Here is a 15,094-nt window from a genome sequence, read left to right as displayed (position 1 = left end):
AAACTGTAATTGAACGGTCGCGGACAAGCAACGCGATCGGCGGTGCGACCTTCGCTTAATGTTAGCGGACGGCGAACCGCCGCACCTGGATGACGCTAGGGTTTCGCGATCCCCGCGATGAACAGATCGATCACTCCCTCCGCCATCCGCTCGATCTCGCCCTCCGCCACGTCCCAGCGGGGGAAATGGCCGTCGAGATTCATCCGGGCGAAACCGTAGACCAGAGCGCGGCCGGCGATCTGGACGCGCTTGAGATCCGCCGACCGCAGCAGGCCCTGCGCGGCCGCCTCGGCCAGCATCCGCTCGGTCAGCGCGACCAGTTCGGAATTGTCGTGCGTCAGCTCGGCCGAGCTGCCATGGGCGAAATAACGCCCGGTGGAGATGATCTCGAAATGCGCAGGGTTGCGCATCGCCCATCGCACGTAGGCAAGGCCGAAGGCGCGGAAGCGCGCCAGCGGGTCGGCGGGCGGAACATCTGCCAGCGCAGCCTCGATCTCAACGCGAAAGCGCCGCTGCGCCTCCTCGGCCACCGCAGCCATCAAGGCGTCGCGGTTGGAAAAGTGCCGGAATGGCGCCCCGGGCGACACCGCGGCCCGGCGCGCAGCCTCGCGCACGGACACCTCGGCGCCCTCGGCCGCCAGTTGCAGCGCAGCATCGATCAGCACGCGGCGGAGGTCTCCGTGATGGTAGGGCCGGGCTTCGGATGTCTGGCGACGGCCGCGAGGCTTGGAGGTCTGAGGCTTGGGCGTCCGACGGGTGGGCATGACGCCTTCTAGCATCACCCGAACGTGAATGTAAGCAGCGATTACACCGTTGACGAGTGCGCTGCCGCCAAATGTAATCGATGATTACATATTGGAGGAGACGACCATGTCCCAACGTCAAAGCTGGTTCGAAGGCTGGCGGCTGCTCGCCGCCCTCACGCTGAGCCTGATCGCCTTAAGCCTCTGGATCGCCTCGACGCGACATTTCGAGGTCGAGGGCGTGCGCATGGTGATCCGTTTCACGGCGCGCAGCTCGCTGCTGCTGTTCTGCCTGGCCTTCGGCGCCGCCGCGCTGGCGCGGCTCTGGCCGAACGCCTAGACGCGCTGGCAGCGGCGCAACCGCCGCTATCTGGGCTTGAGCTTTGCCGCCTCCCACGCCATCCATGCCGTTGCGATCGTCGCGTTCGCCAAGATGGACCCCGCCAGTTTTGTCGAGGCGACCTCGCCGGCCTCCTATATCTTCGGCGGCATCGGCTATGCCATCATCATCGCGATGAGCGCGACCTCGTTCGACCGCACGGCCGCGCTGATGGGCCTCATGCCTGGCGCGCACTGCACCTTGTTGGCGGCTGTTACCTCTGGTTCCAGTTCATGGTGTCGTTCGGCAAGCGCGTGCCGGCCATGCCGCTCTATGCCGCCTTCCTTATTCCGCTCCTGATCGTGATGGCGCTGCGGCTGATCGCGATGGCCGCCCGTCCACACCAGCGGACGGCCGAAGCGAGCTGAACTTCCATCAGCCCTGCGGCAGCAGCCCAAGCCGCTTGGCGATGATGCGGTCGACCGTGCGCTTGGGCAGCGCAGTGGTCATGAAGTGTCGAAGCCAGTCCGGCGTGATCTGGTAGCGCACCTTGGGCTTCGCAGCGGTGAACGCCTCGAACACGACCTCGGCGATCCGCTCGGCCGGTAGCCCGGTCTCACCGAGCTTCATCATGAACGCCATGACCTTGTTGAGCGCCGGGAGATAGGGCGAGTTCTGATAGACCGACAGGTCGAACTGCTCGGCCTTGCTCCAGATCGGCGTCTTCACCGCGCCGGGAGCGACGATGATGACGTCGATGCCGAACAGCATCAGCTCACGGCGCAGGCTCTCCGACAGGCCCTCGATCGCATGCTTGGAGGTGCAATAGGGTGCCGACAGCGGATTGCCGTTCTTGCCCGCGACCGAGCTGATCATCACGATCCGCCCTTTCGGCCCTTTCAGCGACGGATCCGCGCCGAGCAGCGGCCCGAATGCCTGCGTCGAGATTACTGGGCCGATGACGTTGACGTCCATCTGGCGGCGGAAATCATCCGCCGACAATTCGAGCACGGGGCCGGCAACGGCAATGCCGGCATTATTGACGAGGCCCGCCAGCGTCTCGCCGCCCAGCGCCTCGCGCACCTGGCGCGCGGCGGCCAGCACGGCGGCCTCATCGGTAACGTCAAACAGCAGCGGCGTGAAGTTCGTGCCGAACTCGCCCGTCAGCCGGTCGGCATCGGCCTGCTTGCGGACGCTGCCAAAGACGCGATAGCCGCGCCCGATCAGGAATTTCGCAATGGCCCAGCCAATGCCGGTTGATGCGCCGGTGATGACGACAGATCGCATGGTCCTTCCCCCTTTGTGCCCAACGATCAATGTAGAGGGAGGCCGCGCCAGCGCAATGCCATCGGCTTCTCAAGCCGCGCACCGTCGAGCTCTTTCAAGGCCGTACCGCGCTGCAAGCAGGCGCGGCAGGTGTCGATTCTTAAGATGAAGCAGCGCGCGAAGGTCGCAAATTGCGATTGATTGTGCCCTGAGAGCACGGATGAAGAGCCGAATCCTAGACTCTGAGGACACAGCGCTTTTGGCGATTGCGAGTTCTGAAAAAATTCTGAAAAACGGCGCGACCTCAAGAATGTGGTTTAAGCGTCAGTTCTTCGTGCTGAGAGTGCACTTCAACTCGCGAAGAATTTGAATGAAACAGCAATGCTTCGCACGAGATGAAAAGAGCGAGACCGCTGTTGCGATCTCGCTCCAATCTAGTCGTGAAGATTTAAGATTTGGTTTGGCGAGCGAAGCTTTGCTTCACTCGTCATTCCGGGGCGCGACCAAGTCGCGAACCCGGAATCCAGAGATCGTCGGTCGAGATTCCGGATTGCGCTTCGCGCTCCCGGAATGACGGCGTAGCCGTCAGTTCTTCGACTTGTCGACCAGTGCGCCCTTCTTGATCCAGGGCATCATGTCGCGCAGCTTGGCGCCGACTTCCTCGATTGGATGCTGGGCGAGCTTGGCGCGGGTTGCCTTGAACGAGGTCTGGTTGACCTTGTTCTCGAGCATCCAGTCGCGGGCGAACTTGCCGCCCTGGATGTCGGCGAGGACGCGCTTCATCTCGGCCTTGGTCTCGGCGGTGACGATGCGCGGGCCGGTGACGTACTCGCCGTACTCCGCCGTGTTGGAGATCGAGTAGTTCATGTTGGCGATGCCGCCTTCATAGATCAGGTCGACGATCAGCTTCACTTCGTGCAGGCACTCGAAATAGGCCATCTCCGGCGCGTAACCGGCTTCGACCAGGGTCTCGTAGCCGCCCTTGATCAGCTCGACCAGGCCGCCGCAGAGCACGACCTGCTCGCCGAACAGGTCGGTCTCGCACTCTTCCTTGAAGGTGGTCTCGATGATGCCGGCGCGGCCGCCGCCAACAGCGGAGGCGTAGGACAGGCCGAGGTCATGGGCGTTGCCCGAGACGTCCTTGGCGATCGCGATCAGGCAGGGCACGCCGCCGCCGCGCTGATACTCGGAGCGCACGGTGTGGCCGGGGCCCTTCGGCGCGATCATCAGCACGTCGAGGTCGGCGCGCGGGTCGAGCAGGTTGAAGTGGACGTTGAGGCCGTGTGCGAACACCAGCGCAGCGCCCTTCTTCATGTTGTCGTGCAGGTGCTCACGATAGATGTCGCCCTGGAGCTCGTCCGGGGTCAGCATCATGACGAGGTCGGCCCATTTGGCGGCTTCGGCGACTTCCATCACCTTGAAGCCCGCGGCTTCCGCCTTCTTGACCGAGCCCGAGTCCTTGCGCAGCGCAATCGCCACCTCCTTGACGCCGGAGTCCTTCAGGTTGAGCGCATGGGCGTGGCCCTGGCTGCCATAGCCGACGATGGCGACCTTCTTGCCCTTGATCAGGTTCAGGTCGGCGTCGCGATCGTAATAAACACGCATAGTCGTTTCCTCGTTCAGGGCCAGAATCGGCCGATAGTCAGTGTCCGAAGGGTGAAATTTGCGGATTTCGGGGGCTGTCTAGAGCATTTCGGCCCCTTAGGGAAACCCGTTTCTGCATGGAAATCCGCGGCATCATGCATCCATGAAAACGGGGTAGAGGGAGGCGAGCAGCAGCAGCGCCATCAGGATATTGAAGGCGCGGACCAGCCGCTCCGACGTCAGCACCGGTCGTAGTGCAGAGCCGAAAAAAGCCCAGACCACGGTCGAGACCGTGCCAACCAGGAGGCTGATCAGGGTCTGGATTGCGATGTTAATCGGGAACTGGGCAATGGCCGCATAGGCGGTGATGGTGCCGATCACGATCACCCAGCCCTTGGCGTTGATCCACTGGAACATGGCGGCGCCCCAGAACGTCATCGGGCCGCGGCCATCGCCCTCGCCCGGCTTGGCCGGGCCGGAGAACGCGATCACGGCGGCGAGGTAAATCAGGTAGGCGGCACCGGCATATTTCAGGATGGTCTGGAGGATCGGGTAGGCCAGGAACACGGTACCGAGCCCGAGGCCGACGGCGCCGACCATGAAGGCGAAGCCGATGACGATGCCGGCGATGTGGGGGATGGTGCGCCGGAAGCCGTAGGTCAGGCCCGAGGCCAGCAGCATGATGTTGTTCGGCCCGGGGGTGAAGTACATCACTACCATGAAGGCGAGGAAGGCATAGAAAAGCGAGTGGGCCATATTCACCTCACGCTGTCTTCGCAAGCGGCTGTGGCCGCTTGACCAGCACCATCACCGCAATGCCGCCGATCACGGTCAGCATGCCGGCGAGGCGCAACGGCCCGAACCGTTCGCCGAACACGATGCTTGACGCGGCCGAGCCGACGAACGGCACCAGCAGCGCGAACGGCACCACTTGCGCAGCAGGATAATCACGCAGCAGCCGTCCCCACAGCCAATAGGCGATGCTGGTGGAGATCGCGCCAATCGCCAGCAGGCAGATGAGACCGGTCAGCGACATGTGGATCAGCGACTGGAAGGTCGGCGCCGGTCCGTTGACGACGAGCGCAAGCGCGAACAGCGGCACTGCGGCGGTGAGGCAGAGCCAGGCAAACAGATCGAACATCGGCGCGCCGCGAGCACCGCGCAGCAGGAGATTGCCGACGGCAAAGCAGATCGGAGCAATCATCAGCACCGCGAAGGCGCCGACGCTGAAATCGTAGCCGACGGTGCCGCAGATCATCAGCAGCCCGATGGCTGCGATGACGATGCCGAGCGTCTGCGCCCGCGTCGGACGCTCGCCGAAGGCGATCGCCGCAAAGCCGATCGTGAACAGCGCCTGGCTCTGCACGACGACGGAGGTCAGCCCCACCGGCACGCCATGGGCGATGCCATACGCCTGCGACAGGAATTGCCCGAGAAACAGCGTAAAACTGGTCGCGATCAGGAGCGACCAGGCGACCTTCGGCTTGGGAATGAACAGGCACGGCACCGCAGCGATGGAAAAGCGCATCGCCGTCATCAGCTCCGGCGAAAACTCGTCGAGCGCGATCCGGCTTGCCACAAAGGCAAGCCCCCAGATGATCGCCACGATGAGGGCGATGAGGATGTCGGCCGGCTTCATTGTTGTTTCCGGTTCTGCCCTGTCGTGCAGCCCTGCTTGTTTCTAGCCCTGTTCGCCGGCTTTCGGTTTACGCAAGAGATAAGTGCCGTGCATCGGTGCGTGATAGTCGGCCGAGACCAGCGTAAAGCCGACATCGGTCAGCATCCGTTCCATCACCCAGCCGAAAGTTGAGTATTCGTCACGCATATGCGTCACCACGCTCTCGTGCGAGAAATCGTGGTTCTTGATGTGATAGTCGGCCCAATGCTCAACGTCGCGCTCGACGGCGTCCGGCATCGACGCGTAGACGATGTCACGCAGGTAAAAGGTCGCGCCCGGCTTGAGCGCGCGAAAAATCCGCGACATCGCCACCGCTTTCCAGAAATCCGGCAGATGATGCAGCGTGAACTCGCTGACGATCAAATCATAGGATTCGGGCCGGTAGGCGAAAGAAAGCAGGCCGGCGGACTGCGTGCGCACGGGCGCCTTGCGGTCGCGGGCATAGATCTCGGCGAGCGCCAGCATCGCCGGCGAGATGTCGATGGCGTCGACCTCGGCACCCAACAGTGCGGCTTCGGTGGCGAGAACACCGTTGCCGCAGCCGATGTCGGCGATGCGCCAGCCGCGCTGGACTCCCAGCATTTTCAGTGCGGCGCGCGCACGCAGATCGGCGTCATCGTGGGCGTCGTAGATCGACGCCACCGCGGGCCCGATGCCCATCCGGTTCCGCTCGTTATAGTACCAGTCGCGCGCCAGCATGGTTCACATCCCTTCAGGCCCGCGACCGATCGCGGCAACACCGGTGCGCGACACCTCGACAAGGCCGAGCGGGCGCATCAGGTCGATAAACTCGTTGATCTTGTCGGTATTGCCTGTGATCTCGAACACGAAGCTCTCGGTGGTGGCATCGATCACGCGGGCGCGGAAGGCATCCGCCAGCCGCAGCGCCTCGACGCGGTGCTCGCCCTGCCCGCGCACCTTCACCATCGCCAATTCGCGCTCGATCGAGCGGCGTGTCTCGGTCATGTCGACAACCTGGTAGACCGGGATCATGCGATCGAGTTGGTGCTTGATCTGCTGGATCACCATCGGCGTACCCGTGGTGACGATGGTGATGCGCGAGAGGTGCTTCTGCGCTTCAGTCTCGGAAACCGTGAGGCTCTCGATGTTGTAGCCACGGCCCGAGAACAGGCCGATGACGCGGGCGAGCACGCCGGGCTCGTTCTGCACGAGCACCGCAAGCGTATGCGTCTCGTTGGGATCGTGACGGTCCTCGATGAAGTAGGCGGATGCGGGCTGGTTCATTGTCGTCCCCTCAAATGTTTCTCGCGCTCACACCAGCGCCTTGCCACCGGCGAACGCTTTTGCGGTCGCCTCGTCGTTGGCCTGCTCCGGCAGCAACATCTCGTTATGCGCCTTGCCGGAGGGGATCATCGGGAAGCAGTTTTCCAGCGCCGCGACGCGGCAGTCGAACAGCACCGGACGCTTGACCGAGATCATCTCCTTGATGGCGCCGTCGAGATCGCCGGGCTTGTGCACCTGGATGCCGACGCCGCCATAGGCTTCCGCGAGCTTGACGAAGTCCGGCAACGCCTCGGAATAGGAATGCGACAGCCGGTTGCCGTGGAGCAGCTGCTGCCACTGCCGCACCATGCCCATGTACTGGTTGTTCAGGATGAAGATCTTGATCGGCAGTTCGTACTGAACCGCCGTCGACATCTCCTGCATCGTCATCTGCACCGAGGCATCGCCCGCGATGTCGATGACGAGGCTATCCGGGTGAGCAACCTGCACGCCGACCGCGGCCGGCAAGCCGTAGCCCATGGTGCCGAGGCCGCCCGACGTCATCCAGCGATGCGGCTCCTCGAAGCCGAAGAACTGCGCCGCCCACATCTGGTGCTGGCCGACCTCTGTCGTGATGTAGGTATCCTTGCCGCGTGTCGCCTCGAACAGGCTCTGGATCGCGTGCTGCGGCAGGATGACGTCGTTGCTCTTCTTGTAATAGAGCGAATTGCGGGCGCGCCACTGCGCGATCTGCTGCCACCAATTCTTGATGTCGGGCTTCTTCGCCTCGGCCTTGAACACCTGCAGGATGTCGCCGAGGATATTGGCGCAATCGCCGATGATCGGCACATCGACGCGGATGTTCTTGTTGATCGAGGACGGATCGATGTCGATGTGGATCTTCTTCGAGTTCGGCGAGAACGCATCGACACGACCGGTGATGCGGTCGTCGAAGCGCGCGCCGACGCACAGCATGACGTCGCAATCATGCATGGTCATGTTGGCTTCGTAGGTGCCGTGCATGCCGAGCATGCCCAGCCAGTTCTTGCCGGACGCCGGATACGCACCCAGGCCCATCAGCGTCGAGGTGATCGGGAATCCCGTGACCTCGACGAGCTCACGCAGCAGCTTGGTGGCTTCAGGACCGGAATTGATAACGCCGCCGCCGCTATAGATCACGGGGCGCTTGGCATTGGCGAGCAGTACCACGGCCTTGCGGATCTGCGTCGCATCGCCCTTGACGCGCGGCGCGTAGGAGCGGTGCACGTCGGACTTGCGCGGCGGATGATAGGTGCCCGTCGCGAACTGCACGTCCTTGGGAACGTCGACCAGCACCGGGCCCGGACGGCCCGTGGTCGCAACGTAGAAGGCTTCGTGCAGCACTTTTGCGAGTTCGTTGACGTCGCGCACCAGCCAATTGTGCTTGGTGCAGGGGCGTGTGATGCCGACGGTGTCGCATTCCTGGAATGCATCATTGCCGATCAGATGCGTCGGCACCTGGCCGGAGATGCAGACCAGCGGGATCGAGTCCATCAACGCGTCGGTCAGCGGCGTCACCATGTTGGTGGCGCCGGGACCGGAGGTCACCAGCGCAACGCCCGGCTTGCCGGTCGAGCGCGCATAGCCCTCGGCGGCATGGCCCGCGCCCTGCTCGTGGCGGACCAGGATGTGCTGGACCTCGCTCTGCTGGAAGATCTCGTCGTAGATCGGAAGCACCGCGCCGCCGGGATAGCCGAAAATGTCGGTCACGCCGTGATCGATGAGCGCGCGGACGATCATCGCGGCGCCGGTCATCTGGTTCGGATCGTGGCTCTTGTCGCTCATTGGCTTGCTCCGGATGCGCTGTTGTCAGCGGCTTCGTTCGTGTCGGGTTCGGGAAATAAAAAAGGCCCCGAAGAGGGACCCTGCACACCGCCTGTCATGTGGATGGCAGCTAGCCACCCCCGGCGGTGTGCCTGGGTACGACGGCGATAAGGAGTTTGGTAATAATGTTACGCATGTCGGGCGCTCGGCTTCCCAAAGGTTGCGCGAAACATAACGACCAAAGCCCTGATGTCAAGGCAAAGCGGCCGTTCCCGCGCGATTTTGGCAGTGTAGCGATGTTCCCGGGGTTCGGCGAGAGGTAAAATCGGGAACCGAAGGACAAAAGCGCGTCAGCGGGCGGCCCGGGCCGCGTTGGCGGCGCCCGCGAGCCATCCACTGGCCTCCACCGGCCTCACCCACTCGAATTCGGGAAGCTGGTGCCGGAACCAGGTGAATTGCCGCTTGGCGTAGTGGCGGGTGTCGGCCCGGCCGATCGTGGCGGCCTCCTCCAGACTGAGCTCACCGCGCAGATGCCGGATCAGGGCCGGCACGCCGTGGGCCTTCATGGCCGGCAGCAGCGGGTCGAGGTTGCGGGCAGCAAGCTGCTCGACCTCAGTCAGGGCACCGGCGTCCAGCATGGCGTCGAAGCGGGCGTCGATACGGCCATAGAGCTCGTCGCGCTCGGGCGCGAGAAACACCGCGCGAAAACTGTCCTTTGGCAACAGCGGCGGCTGGCCCTCATGGTGCCAGTCGAGCAGCGAACGGCCGGTCGCCTCGATCACTTCGAGCGCGCGCGCAATCCTGGTGCGGTCGCGCAGATTCAATCGCTCGGCCGCGCGCGGATCACGGCGCGCGAGTTCCGCATGCAGCGCCTCGACGCCGTTCCGCTCCAGCCGCGCGCGGACGTTTTCGCGTATTTCGGCTGGGATGGGTGGCACGACGGAGAGACCTGCCGTGAGCGCTTTGAAATATAGCCCGGTGCCGCCGACGAAGATCGGCAGGCGGCCCTCGACCTGCGCTTCTTCCAGCATCTTCGCGGCATCAGCCACCCAGTCGCCGGCCGAAAAATTCACGGCGGCATCGATATGGCCATAAAGGCGATGCGGAACGCGCGCCTCCTCACCCTGCGTTGGGCGCGCGGTGATGACGCGGAGGTCGCGATAGACCTGCATGGAATCGGCATTGATCACGATTCCGCCCGCGCTCAGCGCAAGCTCCAGCGCCAGCGCCGACTTGCCGCTGGCGGTCGGGCCTGCGATAAGCACGGCCTTGCTCGAATGCCTCTCGCTCACGAAAACCTCAAATGTCCCTCGTCGCCACGCTGATCTGCAACCCAAACAATCCCGCGCTCGACTCCACCATCGTCGACGGCGCCCGCGCCGTGCTGCCCAACGCAGCACCGGCCCACTGGCTGTTCGACGGGGTGGCGGTCGACATTCCCTTCGGCGCCGACAGTAACCTCGAAGGCGACCGTCACGCCATCGAGGAGCGGTTGCGCGAGATCCGCGGTGACCTGCCCATCGACATCGTCGTGCAGCCTGCCGGCGTCCGGCGCAAGAAGCTTTTTCTCGCCGACATGGATTCCACCATGATCGGCCAGGAGTGCATCGACGAGCTCGCCGATCTCGTCGGCATGAAGGCCCACGTCGCCGCTATCACCGAACGCGCGATGCGTGGCGAGATCGAGTTCGAGCCGGCGCTGCGCGAGCGCGTCGCGCTGCTGAAGGACCTCCCCGCCGGCGTCGTCGACGAGGTGCTGGCCAAGCGCATCACGCTGACCCCGGGGGGCCGCGAATTGGTCGCGACCATGCGCGCCCACGGCGCCTATACCTGCCTCGTCTCCGGCGGCTTCACCCTGTTCACGAGCGCAGTCGCCGCCAAGCTCGGCTTCCAGGAGAATCGCGCCAACGAGCTCGTCGTGCGCGACGGTAAGTTCACCGGCGAGGTGAAGGAGCCGATCCTGGGCCGCGCGGCCAAACTGGCGACGCTGGTGGATTTGATGGAGTCGTTCGATCTCGACGACATCGATTCGGCTGTCGTCGGCGACGGCGCCAATGATCTGGCGATGATCCAGGCGGCAGGACTGGGCGTGGCGTATCACGCCAAGCCGGCCGTCGCGGCCGCCGCAGCGGCGCGGATCGACCACGGCGATCTCACCGCGCTGCTGTATGCGCAGGGCTATCGGCGCGACGAGTTCGTGGAGGGGTAGCCTCCTCTCCGCTGTCATCACCCGCGAAAGCGGGTGATCCAGTATTCCAGAGGCGGCAGTGCTTTAACCGAGAAGCCTCGGCGTACTGGATGCCCCGGTCAAGCCGGGGCATGACAGTGAGTGTGGGACTGCGCTGCCCCCTACTGCACGCTCAGCGCCACAAAGCGCAGTTCGCCGTCGCCGTTCGAGACCAGCAGCAATACGGACTTCTTGCCGTCCTTCTTGAGCTGGTCGACCCGCTTCTGGATGTCGGCGCCGCTCGCGACCGCTTCCTGCGCGACTTCGACGATGACGTCACCGGCGGAGAGCCGCTTCTCGGCAGCATCCGAACTGGCATCGACATTGGTGACGACCACACCCTTGACGGTGTCCTTGATCTTGTAGCGCGTGCGCAGATCCTTGTTCAGCACGGCGAGATCGAGGCCGAGCGCCTTCTGCGTCACCAGCTTCTCCGGCGGCGGCTCGTCGGTTTTCACCACAGCCTGGACCTTGTCGGGATCCTGCAGGCGGCCGAGCGTGACCTTCTTGGTCTGCTCCTCGCCCTTGCGGATGATGATGACGTCGACCTCCTTGCCGACCGCGGTGTCAGCGACGACGCGGGACAGGTCCTTCGGGTCCTTGACGTCCTTGCCGTCGAATTTGACGACGACGTCGCCGGGCTCGATGCCCGCCGGCTTGGCCGGGCCCTTGTCATCGACGCCTGCAACCAGCGCACCGCGCGCCGGCTTGATGTTGAGGCTCTCGGCGATCTCGTCGGTGACGCTCTGGATGCGCACCCCGAGCCAGCCGCGGCGCAATTCACCGAACTGGCGAAGCTGGTCGACGACGCCCGCGACCGTCTTCGACGGCACGGCAAAGCCGATGCCGATCGAGCCGCCGGAGGGCGAGATGATCAGGGTGTTGACGCCGACGACATCGCCATCGAGGTTGAACAGCGGACCGCCGGAATTGCCCCGATTGATGGCGGCGTCGGTCTGGATGTAGCTGTCATAGGGCCCCGAGGAGATGTCGCGGTTCTTGGCCGAGACGATGCCCGCGGTCACCGTGCCGCCGAGGCTGAAGGGGTTGCCGATCGCGACGACCCAGTCGCCGAGGCGCAGCTTGTCGGAGTCGCCGAACTTCACCGAGACGAGCGGCTTCGACGGCTTGAACTTCAAGACGGCAAGGTCGGTCTTCTTGTCGACACCGACGAGGTCGGCCTTGATCTTGGTGCCGTCGTTGAGGATGACATTGATCTCGTCAGCATCGGCGATGACGTGGTTGTTGGTCACGACGACGCCGGAAGTGTCGACGATGAAGCCGCTTCCGAGCGAGTTGGTCTTGCGCGGCTGGATGTTCTCGCCGCCCTTGCTGCCACCGCCAGGGCCTTTGCGGTTCTTGAAGAAGTCGTCGAAGAATTCCTCGAAGGGCGAGCCGGGCGGCAGTTGCGGCATGGTGTTGCTGCCCCCGCCACCACCCTTGGCCTCGACCGTCTGCGAGGTCGAGATGTTGACGACCGCGTCGATCACCTTCTCGGCGACGTCGGCGATACCCTCTGGTCCGCGCGCCTGCGCCGGCGAGCCGAACGCACTGAAAGCGCCGATCGCGAGCGCGACCAGCCCAAATCGGACGCCAAGTCGCGCACTATGGCGCAAGCGGGTCGGGGCAATGGTGGCAGCGGTCATTGTGATCTCCAGAGAATAGGATTCGGCCTCAAGACTGCGCTCGAACGGGGGGATGGCGCAAGCGCGGAGCTTAACGGGCCTCAAGACCCGAACAATACGGCGAAAACCCGCCTCTCGCCTTCACTTTGGCGTTGGCGCGACGACTAGATCGGACGTCGCATCACCCAGATCAGGATCAGGCCGGCCACGGCCGAGCCGATCCCGACCACCCGCAGGATATTGTCCGGCGTGGCGATAGCGCTCTTCATAGCCTTGCGCATCCAGTTCGGACTGGCCGCGAACATCAAGCCTTCCAGCACGAACAGGATGCCTAAGCCGATGAGGAAGTCGGCGAACGCAATGGACCTCATCGGATTGGAACCTCCCGTGGCGCTGTTCTTGTCTGGACGAAGGGCGGCCAAACCTGCCGCCCTTGTCTAGCTTACGGTTTCGCCGGCGTCTCGGTCGCCGTCTTGCCCGACGGGTTACCAAAATACCGGAAGAAATCCGAGTCCGGCCGCAGCAGGAAGCGGGTGTCGTTGGGCTTCAGCCCGTTCTCATAGGCCGTCATCGACCGGTAGAAGGCGAAGAAGTCAGCATCCTTGCCATAGGCTTCGGCGAACAGGCGGTTGCGTTCGGCATCGCCCACGCCGCGCGTCTGCTCGGCGGTCGAATTCGCCTCGGCAATGATCACGGTTGCCTCGCGATCGGCCTTGGAGCGGATCTCCTGCGCCTTCTGACCGCCCTGTGCACGGAACTCGGCCGCTTCACGCTGACGCTCGGTCTGCATGCGCTGGTAGACCGCCTGGCTGTTCTGCTCCGGCAGATCGGCGCGGCGGATCCGGACGTCGACGACCTCGATGCCGTAACCGTCGGCCTCGTGGTCGAGCTGCTCGCGGATGCGCCCCATCAGCTTCTCGCGCTCATCACGCACCACAGTGATGAAGTTGACCTCACCGAGCACGCGGCGCAGCGCCGCGTTCAAGAGTGAGGTGAGCTGGAGGTTCGCCGCCTGGATCGAGCCGACGCTCTGGTAGAAGCGCAGCGCGTCCTTGATGCGGTAGCGCGCAAAGGCGTCGACCACGAGCCGCTTCTGGTCGGAGGCAATGACCTCCTGCGACGGGTTCTCGAGGTCGAGGATCCGCTTGTCGATGTTGATCACGGAATTCCAGGGCGCCTTGAAGTGCAGCCCCGGGTCGGTGACGACGTCCACGGGCTTACCGAATTGCAGCACGATGGTCTGCTCGGTCTGCTGCACCGTGAACAGCGACATGTAGGCGACGATCGCGACCAGAAGCGCCGCGAGCAGCGCGACGATGCCTGTAACCGGAGACCTCATCTTGCGCCTCCGCTCGACTGCTGGCCCGTCGTGGGCTTCTTGGCCGACAATTCGTTGAGGGGCAGGTAGGGCACGACGCCCTGGCCCGAAGGGCCTCCGTCATAAATCAGCTTGTCCGAGCCGCCGAGCACGCGCTCCATCGTCTCCAGATAGATCCGTTCACGCGTCACGTCGGGCGCCTTCTTGTATTCCTCGTACACCTTCAGGAAGCGCGAGCTCTGGCCTTTGGCCTCGGCGACCGCCTGCTCCTTGTAGCCTTCAGCGGCCTGCAGGATCCGCGCCGCGTTGCCGCGCGCTTCCGGCACGATCTTGTTGGCATAGGTCTGCGCTTCATTCTGCAACTGCTCCAGATTGGCGCGCGCCGCCTGCACGTCGCGGAACGCATCGATCACCTGCGCTGGCGGATCGACCTTCTGCATCTGCACCTGGGTGATCTGGATGCCGGCGCCGTAGCCGTCGAGCGTCTTCTGCATCAGATCCTGCACGGTGGTCTCGGTCTGCGTCCGCGCGCCGGTCAGGATCGGCTGGATGTTGGAGCGGCCGATCACCTCGCGCATCGCGCTTTCAGCGACCGCCTTCACGGTGCCCTCGGGGTTCTGGATGTTGAACAGGAAGTTGCCGACGCCGTTGGGCTTGATGCGCCACAGCACGGTGAAGTCGACATCGACGATGTTCTCGTCGCCGGTCAGCATCAGGCTCTCTTCCGGCACGTCACGGATCGAGCGGCCGCGGCGGGCCGGATCGTCGATCAGCGTCATGCCGATGGAAATGGTGGACACGCGCAGCGCCTTCGGCAGCAGCACCGTCTCGATCGGATAGGGCAGATGATAGTTCAGGCCCGGGTCAACGGTGCGCACATGCTTGCCAAAGCGCAGCACGACGCCCTGCTCTTCGGACTGCACGCGGAAGAAGCCCGACAGCAGCCAGAGCGCGACGACGATGAGCAGGATCAGCGTGATGCCGATGCCGGAGAAATAGCCACCCGGCATGATCTGCTGGAGCCGGTCCTGGCCGCGCCGCAGAAGGTCCTCCAGATCCGGCGGCCTCGGCCCGACCGGTTGCGGGCCTGAGCCCCACGGTCCTTTCGGACCCGAGCCCCACGGGCCACCGCCCTGATTCTTCCACGGCATTCGACGCTCTCCTCGGCAGACCGGGACTGAAACTAGCCGGCCCGCATTGTCCGGTCCGGCTTTATAGGGGACCGAAAGGACCCTTACAACGCAAGCTGACCGACCCACGAGCTATGCTCGGGGGCGGAAAAGTCAATGTAAACATTGGCGAATGGA

14 protein-coding genes and 1 pseudogene are annotated in these 15,094 nt (G+C 64.1%); 2 read left to right on the top strand and 13 right to left on the bottom strand.

Going from position 1 to position 15,094, the window contains the following annotated elements:
* Nucleotides 1-95: 95 nt before the first annotated feature.
* Entirely contained in the window at nucleotides 96-665 is a 570-nt protein-coding gene (locus tag YUA_RS0104430; RefSeq protein ID WP_245285100.1) for a TetR/AcrR family transcriptional regulator, read from the bottom strand.
* Between the two features lie 205 nt (nucleotides 666-870).
* Here YUA_RS0104430 and YUA_RS43445 point away from each other — a divergent pair.
* A pseudogene (locus YUA_RS43445) lies at nucleotides 871-1,490 on the top strand (hypothetical protein).
* Nucleotides 1,491-1,497: 7 nt separating this feature from the next.
* Here the strand turns inward: YUA_RS43445 and YUA_RS0104415 are convergent.
* The 8 genes from YUA_RS0104415 to miaA all read right to left on the bottom strand — a co-directional run bounded on the left by YUA_RS0104415 (nucleotide 1,498) and on the right by miaA (nucleotide 9,909).
* Nucleotides 1,498-2,349: an SDR family oxidoreductase gene (locus YUA_RS0104415; protein ID WP_027529585.1), complete on the bottom strand. Its 852-nt coding sequence runs from the start codon at nucleotides 2,347-2,349 to the stop codon at nucleotides 1,498-1,500.
* 564 nt (nucleotides 2,350-2,913) lie between these two features.
* Nucleotides 2,914-3,933 carry a ketol-acid reductoisomerase gene (gene ilvC / locus YUA_RS0104405; RefSeq protein ID WP_027529584.1) on the bottom strand — a complete coding sequence of 340 codons (1,020 nt, stop codon included), beginning with the start codon at nucleotides 3,931-3,933 and terminating at the stop codon, nucleotides 2,914-2,916.
* Nucleotides 3,934-4,065: 132 nt separating this feature from the next.
* On the bottom strand, nucleotides 4,066-4,668 hold the full coding sequence (locus YUA_RS0104400; protein ID WP_027529583.1) for a LysE family translocator: 603 nt from the start codon (nucleotides 4,666-4,668) through the stop codon (nucleotides 4,066-4,068).
* Between the two features lie 7 nt (nucleotides 4,669-4,675).
* Nucleotides 4,676-5,551: an EamA family transporter gene (locus YUA_RS0104395; RefSeq protein ID WP_027529582.1), complete on the bottom strand. Its 876-nt coding sequence runs from the start codon at nucleotides 5,549-5,551 to the stop codon at nucleotides 4,676-4,678.
* Nucleotides 5,552-5,593: 42 nt separating this feature from the next.
* Nucleotides 5,594-6,289: a class I SAM-dependent methyltransferase gene (locus YUA_RS0104390; protein ID WP_027529581.1), complete on the bottom strand. Its 696-nt coding sequence runs from the start codon at nucleotides 6,287-6,289 to the stop codon at nucleotides 5,594-5,596.
* A gap of 3 nt (nucleotides 6,290-6,292) precedes the next feature.
* The gene (gene ilvN, locus YUA_RS0104385) at nucleotides 6,293-6,835 is read right to left on the bottom strand and encodes an acetolactate synthase small subunit (RefSeq protein ID WP_027529580.1); all 543 of its coding nucleotides are present in this window, start codon (nucleotides 6,833-6,835) and stop codon (nucleotides 6,293-6,295) included.
* Nucleotides 6,836-6,862: 27 nt separating this feature from the next.
* Nucleotides 6,863-8,638 carry an acetolactate synthase 3 large subunit gene (locus tag YUA_RS0104380; RefSeq protein WP_027529579.1) on the bottom strand — a complete coding sequence of 592 codons (1,776 nt, stop codon included), beginning with the start codon at nucleotides 8,636-8,638 and terminating at the stop codon, nucleotides 6,863-6,865.
* Between the two features lie 329 nt (nucleotides 8,639-8,967).
* Entirely contained in the window at nucleotides 8,968-9,909 is a 942-nt protein-coding gene (miaA, locus tag YUA_RS0104375) for a tRNA (adenosine(37)-N6)-dimethylallyltransferase MiaA (RefSeq protein WP_027529578.1), read from the bottom strand.
* Nucleotides 9,910-9,920: 11 nt separating this feature from the next.
* Between miaA and serB the strand changes: the two genes are divergently transcribed.
* Nucleotides 9,921-10,826, top strand: a complete 906-nt coding sequence (gene serB, locus YUA_RS0104370; RefSeq protein WP_027529577.1) for a phosphoserine phosphatase SerB — start codon at nucleotides 9,921-9,923, stop codon at nucleotides 10,824-10,826.
* 140 nt (nucleotides 10,827-10,966) lie between these two features.
* Here serB and YUA_RS0104365 read toward each other — a convergent pair whose 3' ends face one another.
* From YUA_RS0104365 to hflK, 4 genes are all read right to left on the bottom strand, one after another.
* A complete protein-coding gene (locus YUA_RS0104365) occupies nucleotides 10,967-12,490 on the bottom strand; it encodes a Do family serine endopeptidase (RefSeq protein WP_027529576.1) in 1,524 nt (507 codons plus the stop codon).
* 143 nt (nucleotides 12,491-12,633) lie between these two features.
* Nucleotides 12,634-12,840, bottom strand: a complete 207-nt coding sequence (locus YUA_RS0104360; RefSeq protein ID WP_027529575.1) for a DUF2065 domain-containing protein — start codon at nucleotides 12,838-12,840, stop codon at nucleotides 12,634-12,636.
* 71 nt (nucleotides 12,841-12,911) lie between these two features.
* Nucleotides 12,912-13,808: a protease modulator HflC gene (gene hflC, locus YUA_RS0104355; RefSeq protein WP_027529574.1), complete on the bottom strand. Its 897-nt coding sequence runs from the start codon at nucleotides 13,806-13,808 to the stop codon at nucleotides 12,912-12,914.
* Nucleotides 13,805-14,938 (bottom strand): FtsH protease activity modulator HflK, encoded by a 1,134-nt coding sequence (gene hflK, locus YUA_RS0104350; protein WP_027529573.1) that lies wholly within the window; start codon nucleotides 14,936-14,938, stop codon nucleotides 13,805-13,807. Before hflK ends, hflC begins: the two co-directional genes overlap by 4 nt.
* Nucleotides 14,939-15,094 lie beyond the last annotated feature (156 nt).

Source organism: Bradyrhizobium sp. WSM3983 (genome assembly GCF_000473045.1).
Classification (GTDB): Bacteria; Pseudomonadota; Alphaproteobacteria; order Rhizobiales; family Xanthobacteraceae; genus Bradyrhizobium.
This window is presented reverse-complemented; position numbering and strand designations above follow the sequence as displayed.

Coding starts and splice junctions, on each gene's coding strand:
- hflK (WP_027529573.1), bottom strand. CDS start 14,938: ATGCCGTGGAAGAATCAGGGCGGTGGCCCGTGGGGCTCGGGTCCGAAA.
- YUA_RS0104400 (WP_027529583.1), bottom strand. CDS start 4,668: ATGGCCCACTCGCTTTTCTATGCCTTCCTCGCCTTCATGGTAGTGATG.
- YUA_RS0104390 (WP_027529581.1), bottom strand. CDS start 6,289: ATGCTGGCGCGCGACTGGTACTATAACGAGCGGAACCGGATGGGCATC.
- ilvC (WP_027529584.1), bottom strand. CDS start 3,933: ATGCGTGTTTATTACGATCGCGACGCCGACCTGAACCTGATCAAGGGC.
- YUA_RS0104380 (WP_027529579.1), bottom strand. CDS start 8,638: ATGAGCGACAAGAGCCACGATCCGAACCAGATGACCGGCGCCGCGATG.
- YUA_RS0104360 (WP_027529575.1), bottom strand. CDS start 12,840: ATGAGGTCCATTGCGTTCGCCGACTTCCTCATCGGCTTAGGCATCCTG.
- YUA_RS0104365 (WP_027529576.1), bottom strand. CDS start 12,490: ATGACCGCTGCCACCATTGCCCCGACCCGCTTGCGCCATAGTGCGCGA.
- ilvN (WP_027529580.1), bottom strand. CDS start 6,835: ATGAACCAGCCCGCATCCGCCTACTTCATCGAGGACCGTCACGATCCC.
- YUA_RS0104395 (WP_027529582.1), bottom strand. CDS start 5,551: ATGAAGCCGGCCGACATCCTCATCGCCCTCATCGTGGCGATCATCTGG.
- serB (WP_027529577.1), top strand. CDS start 9,921: ATGTCCCTCGTCGCCACGCTGATCTGCAACCCAAACAATCCCGCGCTC.
- hflC (WP_027529574.1), bottom strand. CDS start 13,808: ATGAGGTCTCCGGTTACAGGCATCGTCGCGCTGCTCGCGGCGCTTCTG.
- YUA_RS0104415 (WP_027529585.1), bottom strand. CDS start 2,349: ATGCGATCTGTCGTCATCACCGGCGCATCAACCGGCATTGGCTGGGCC.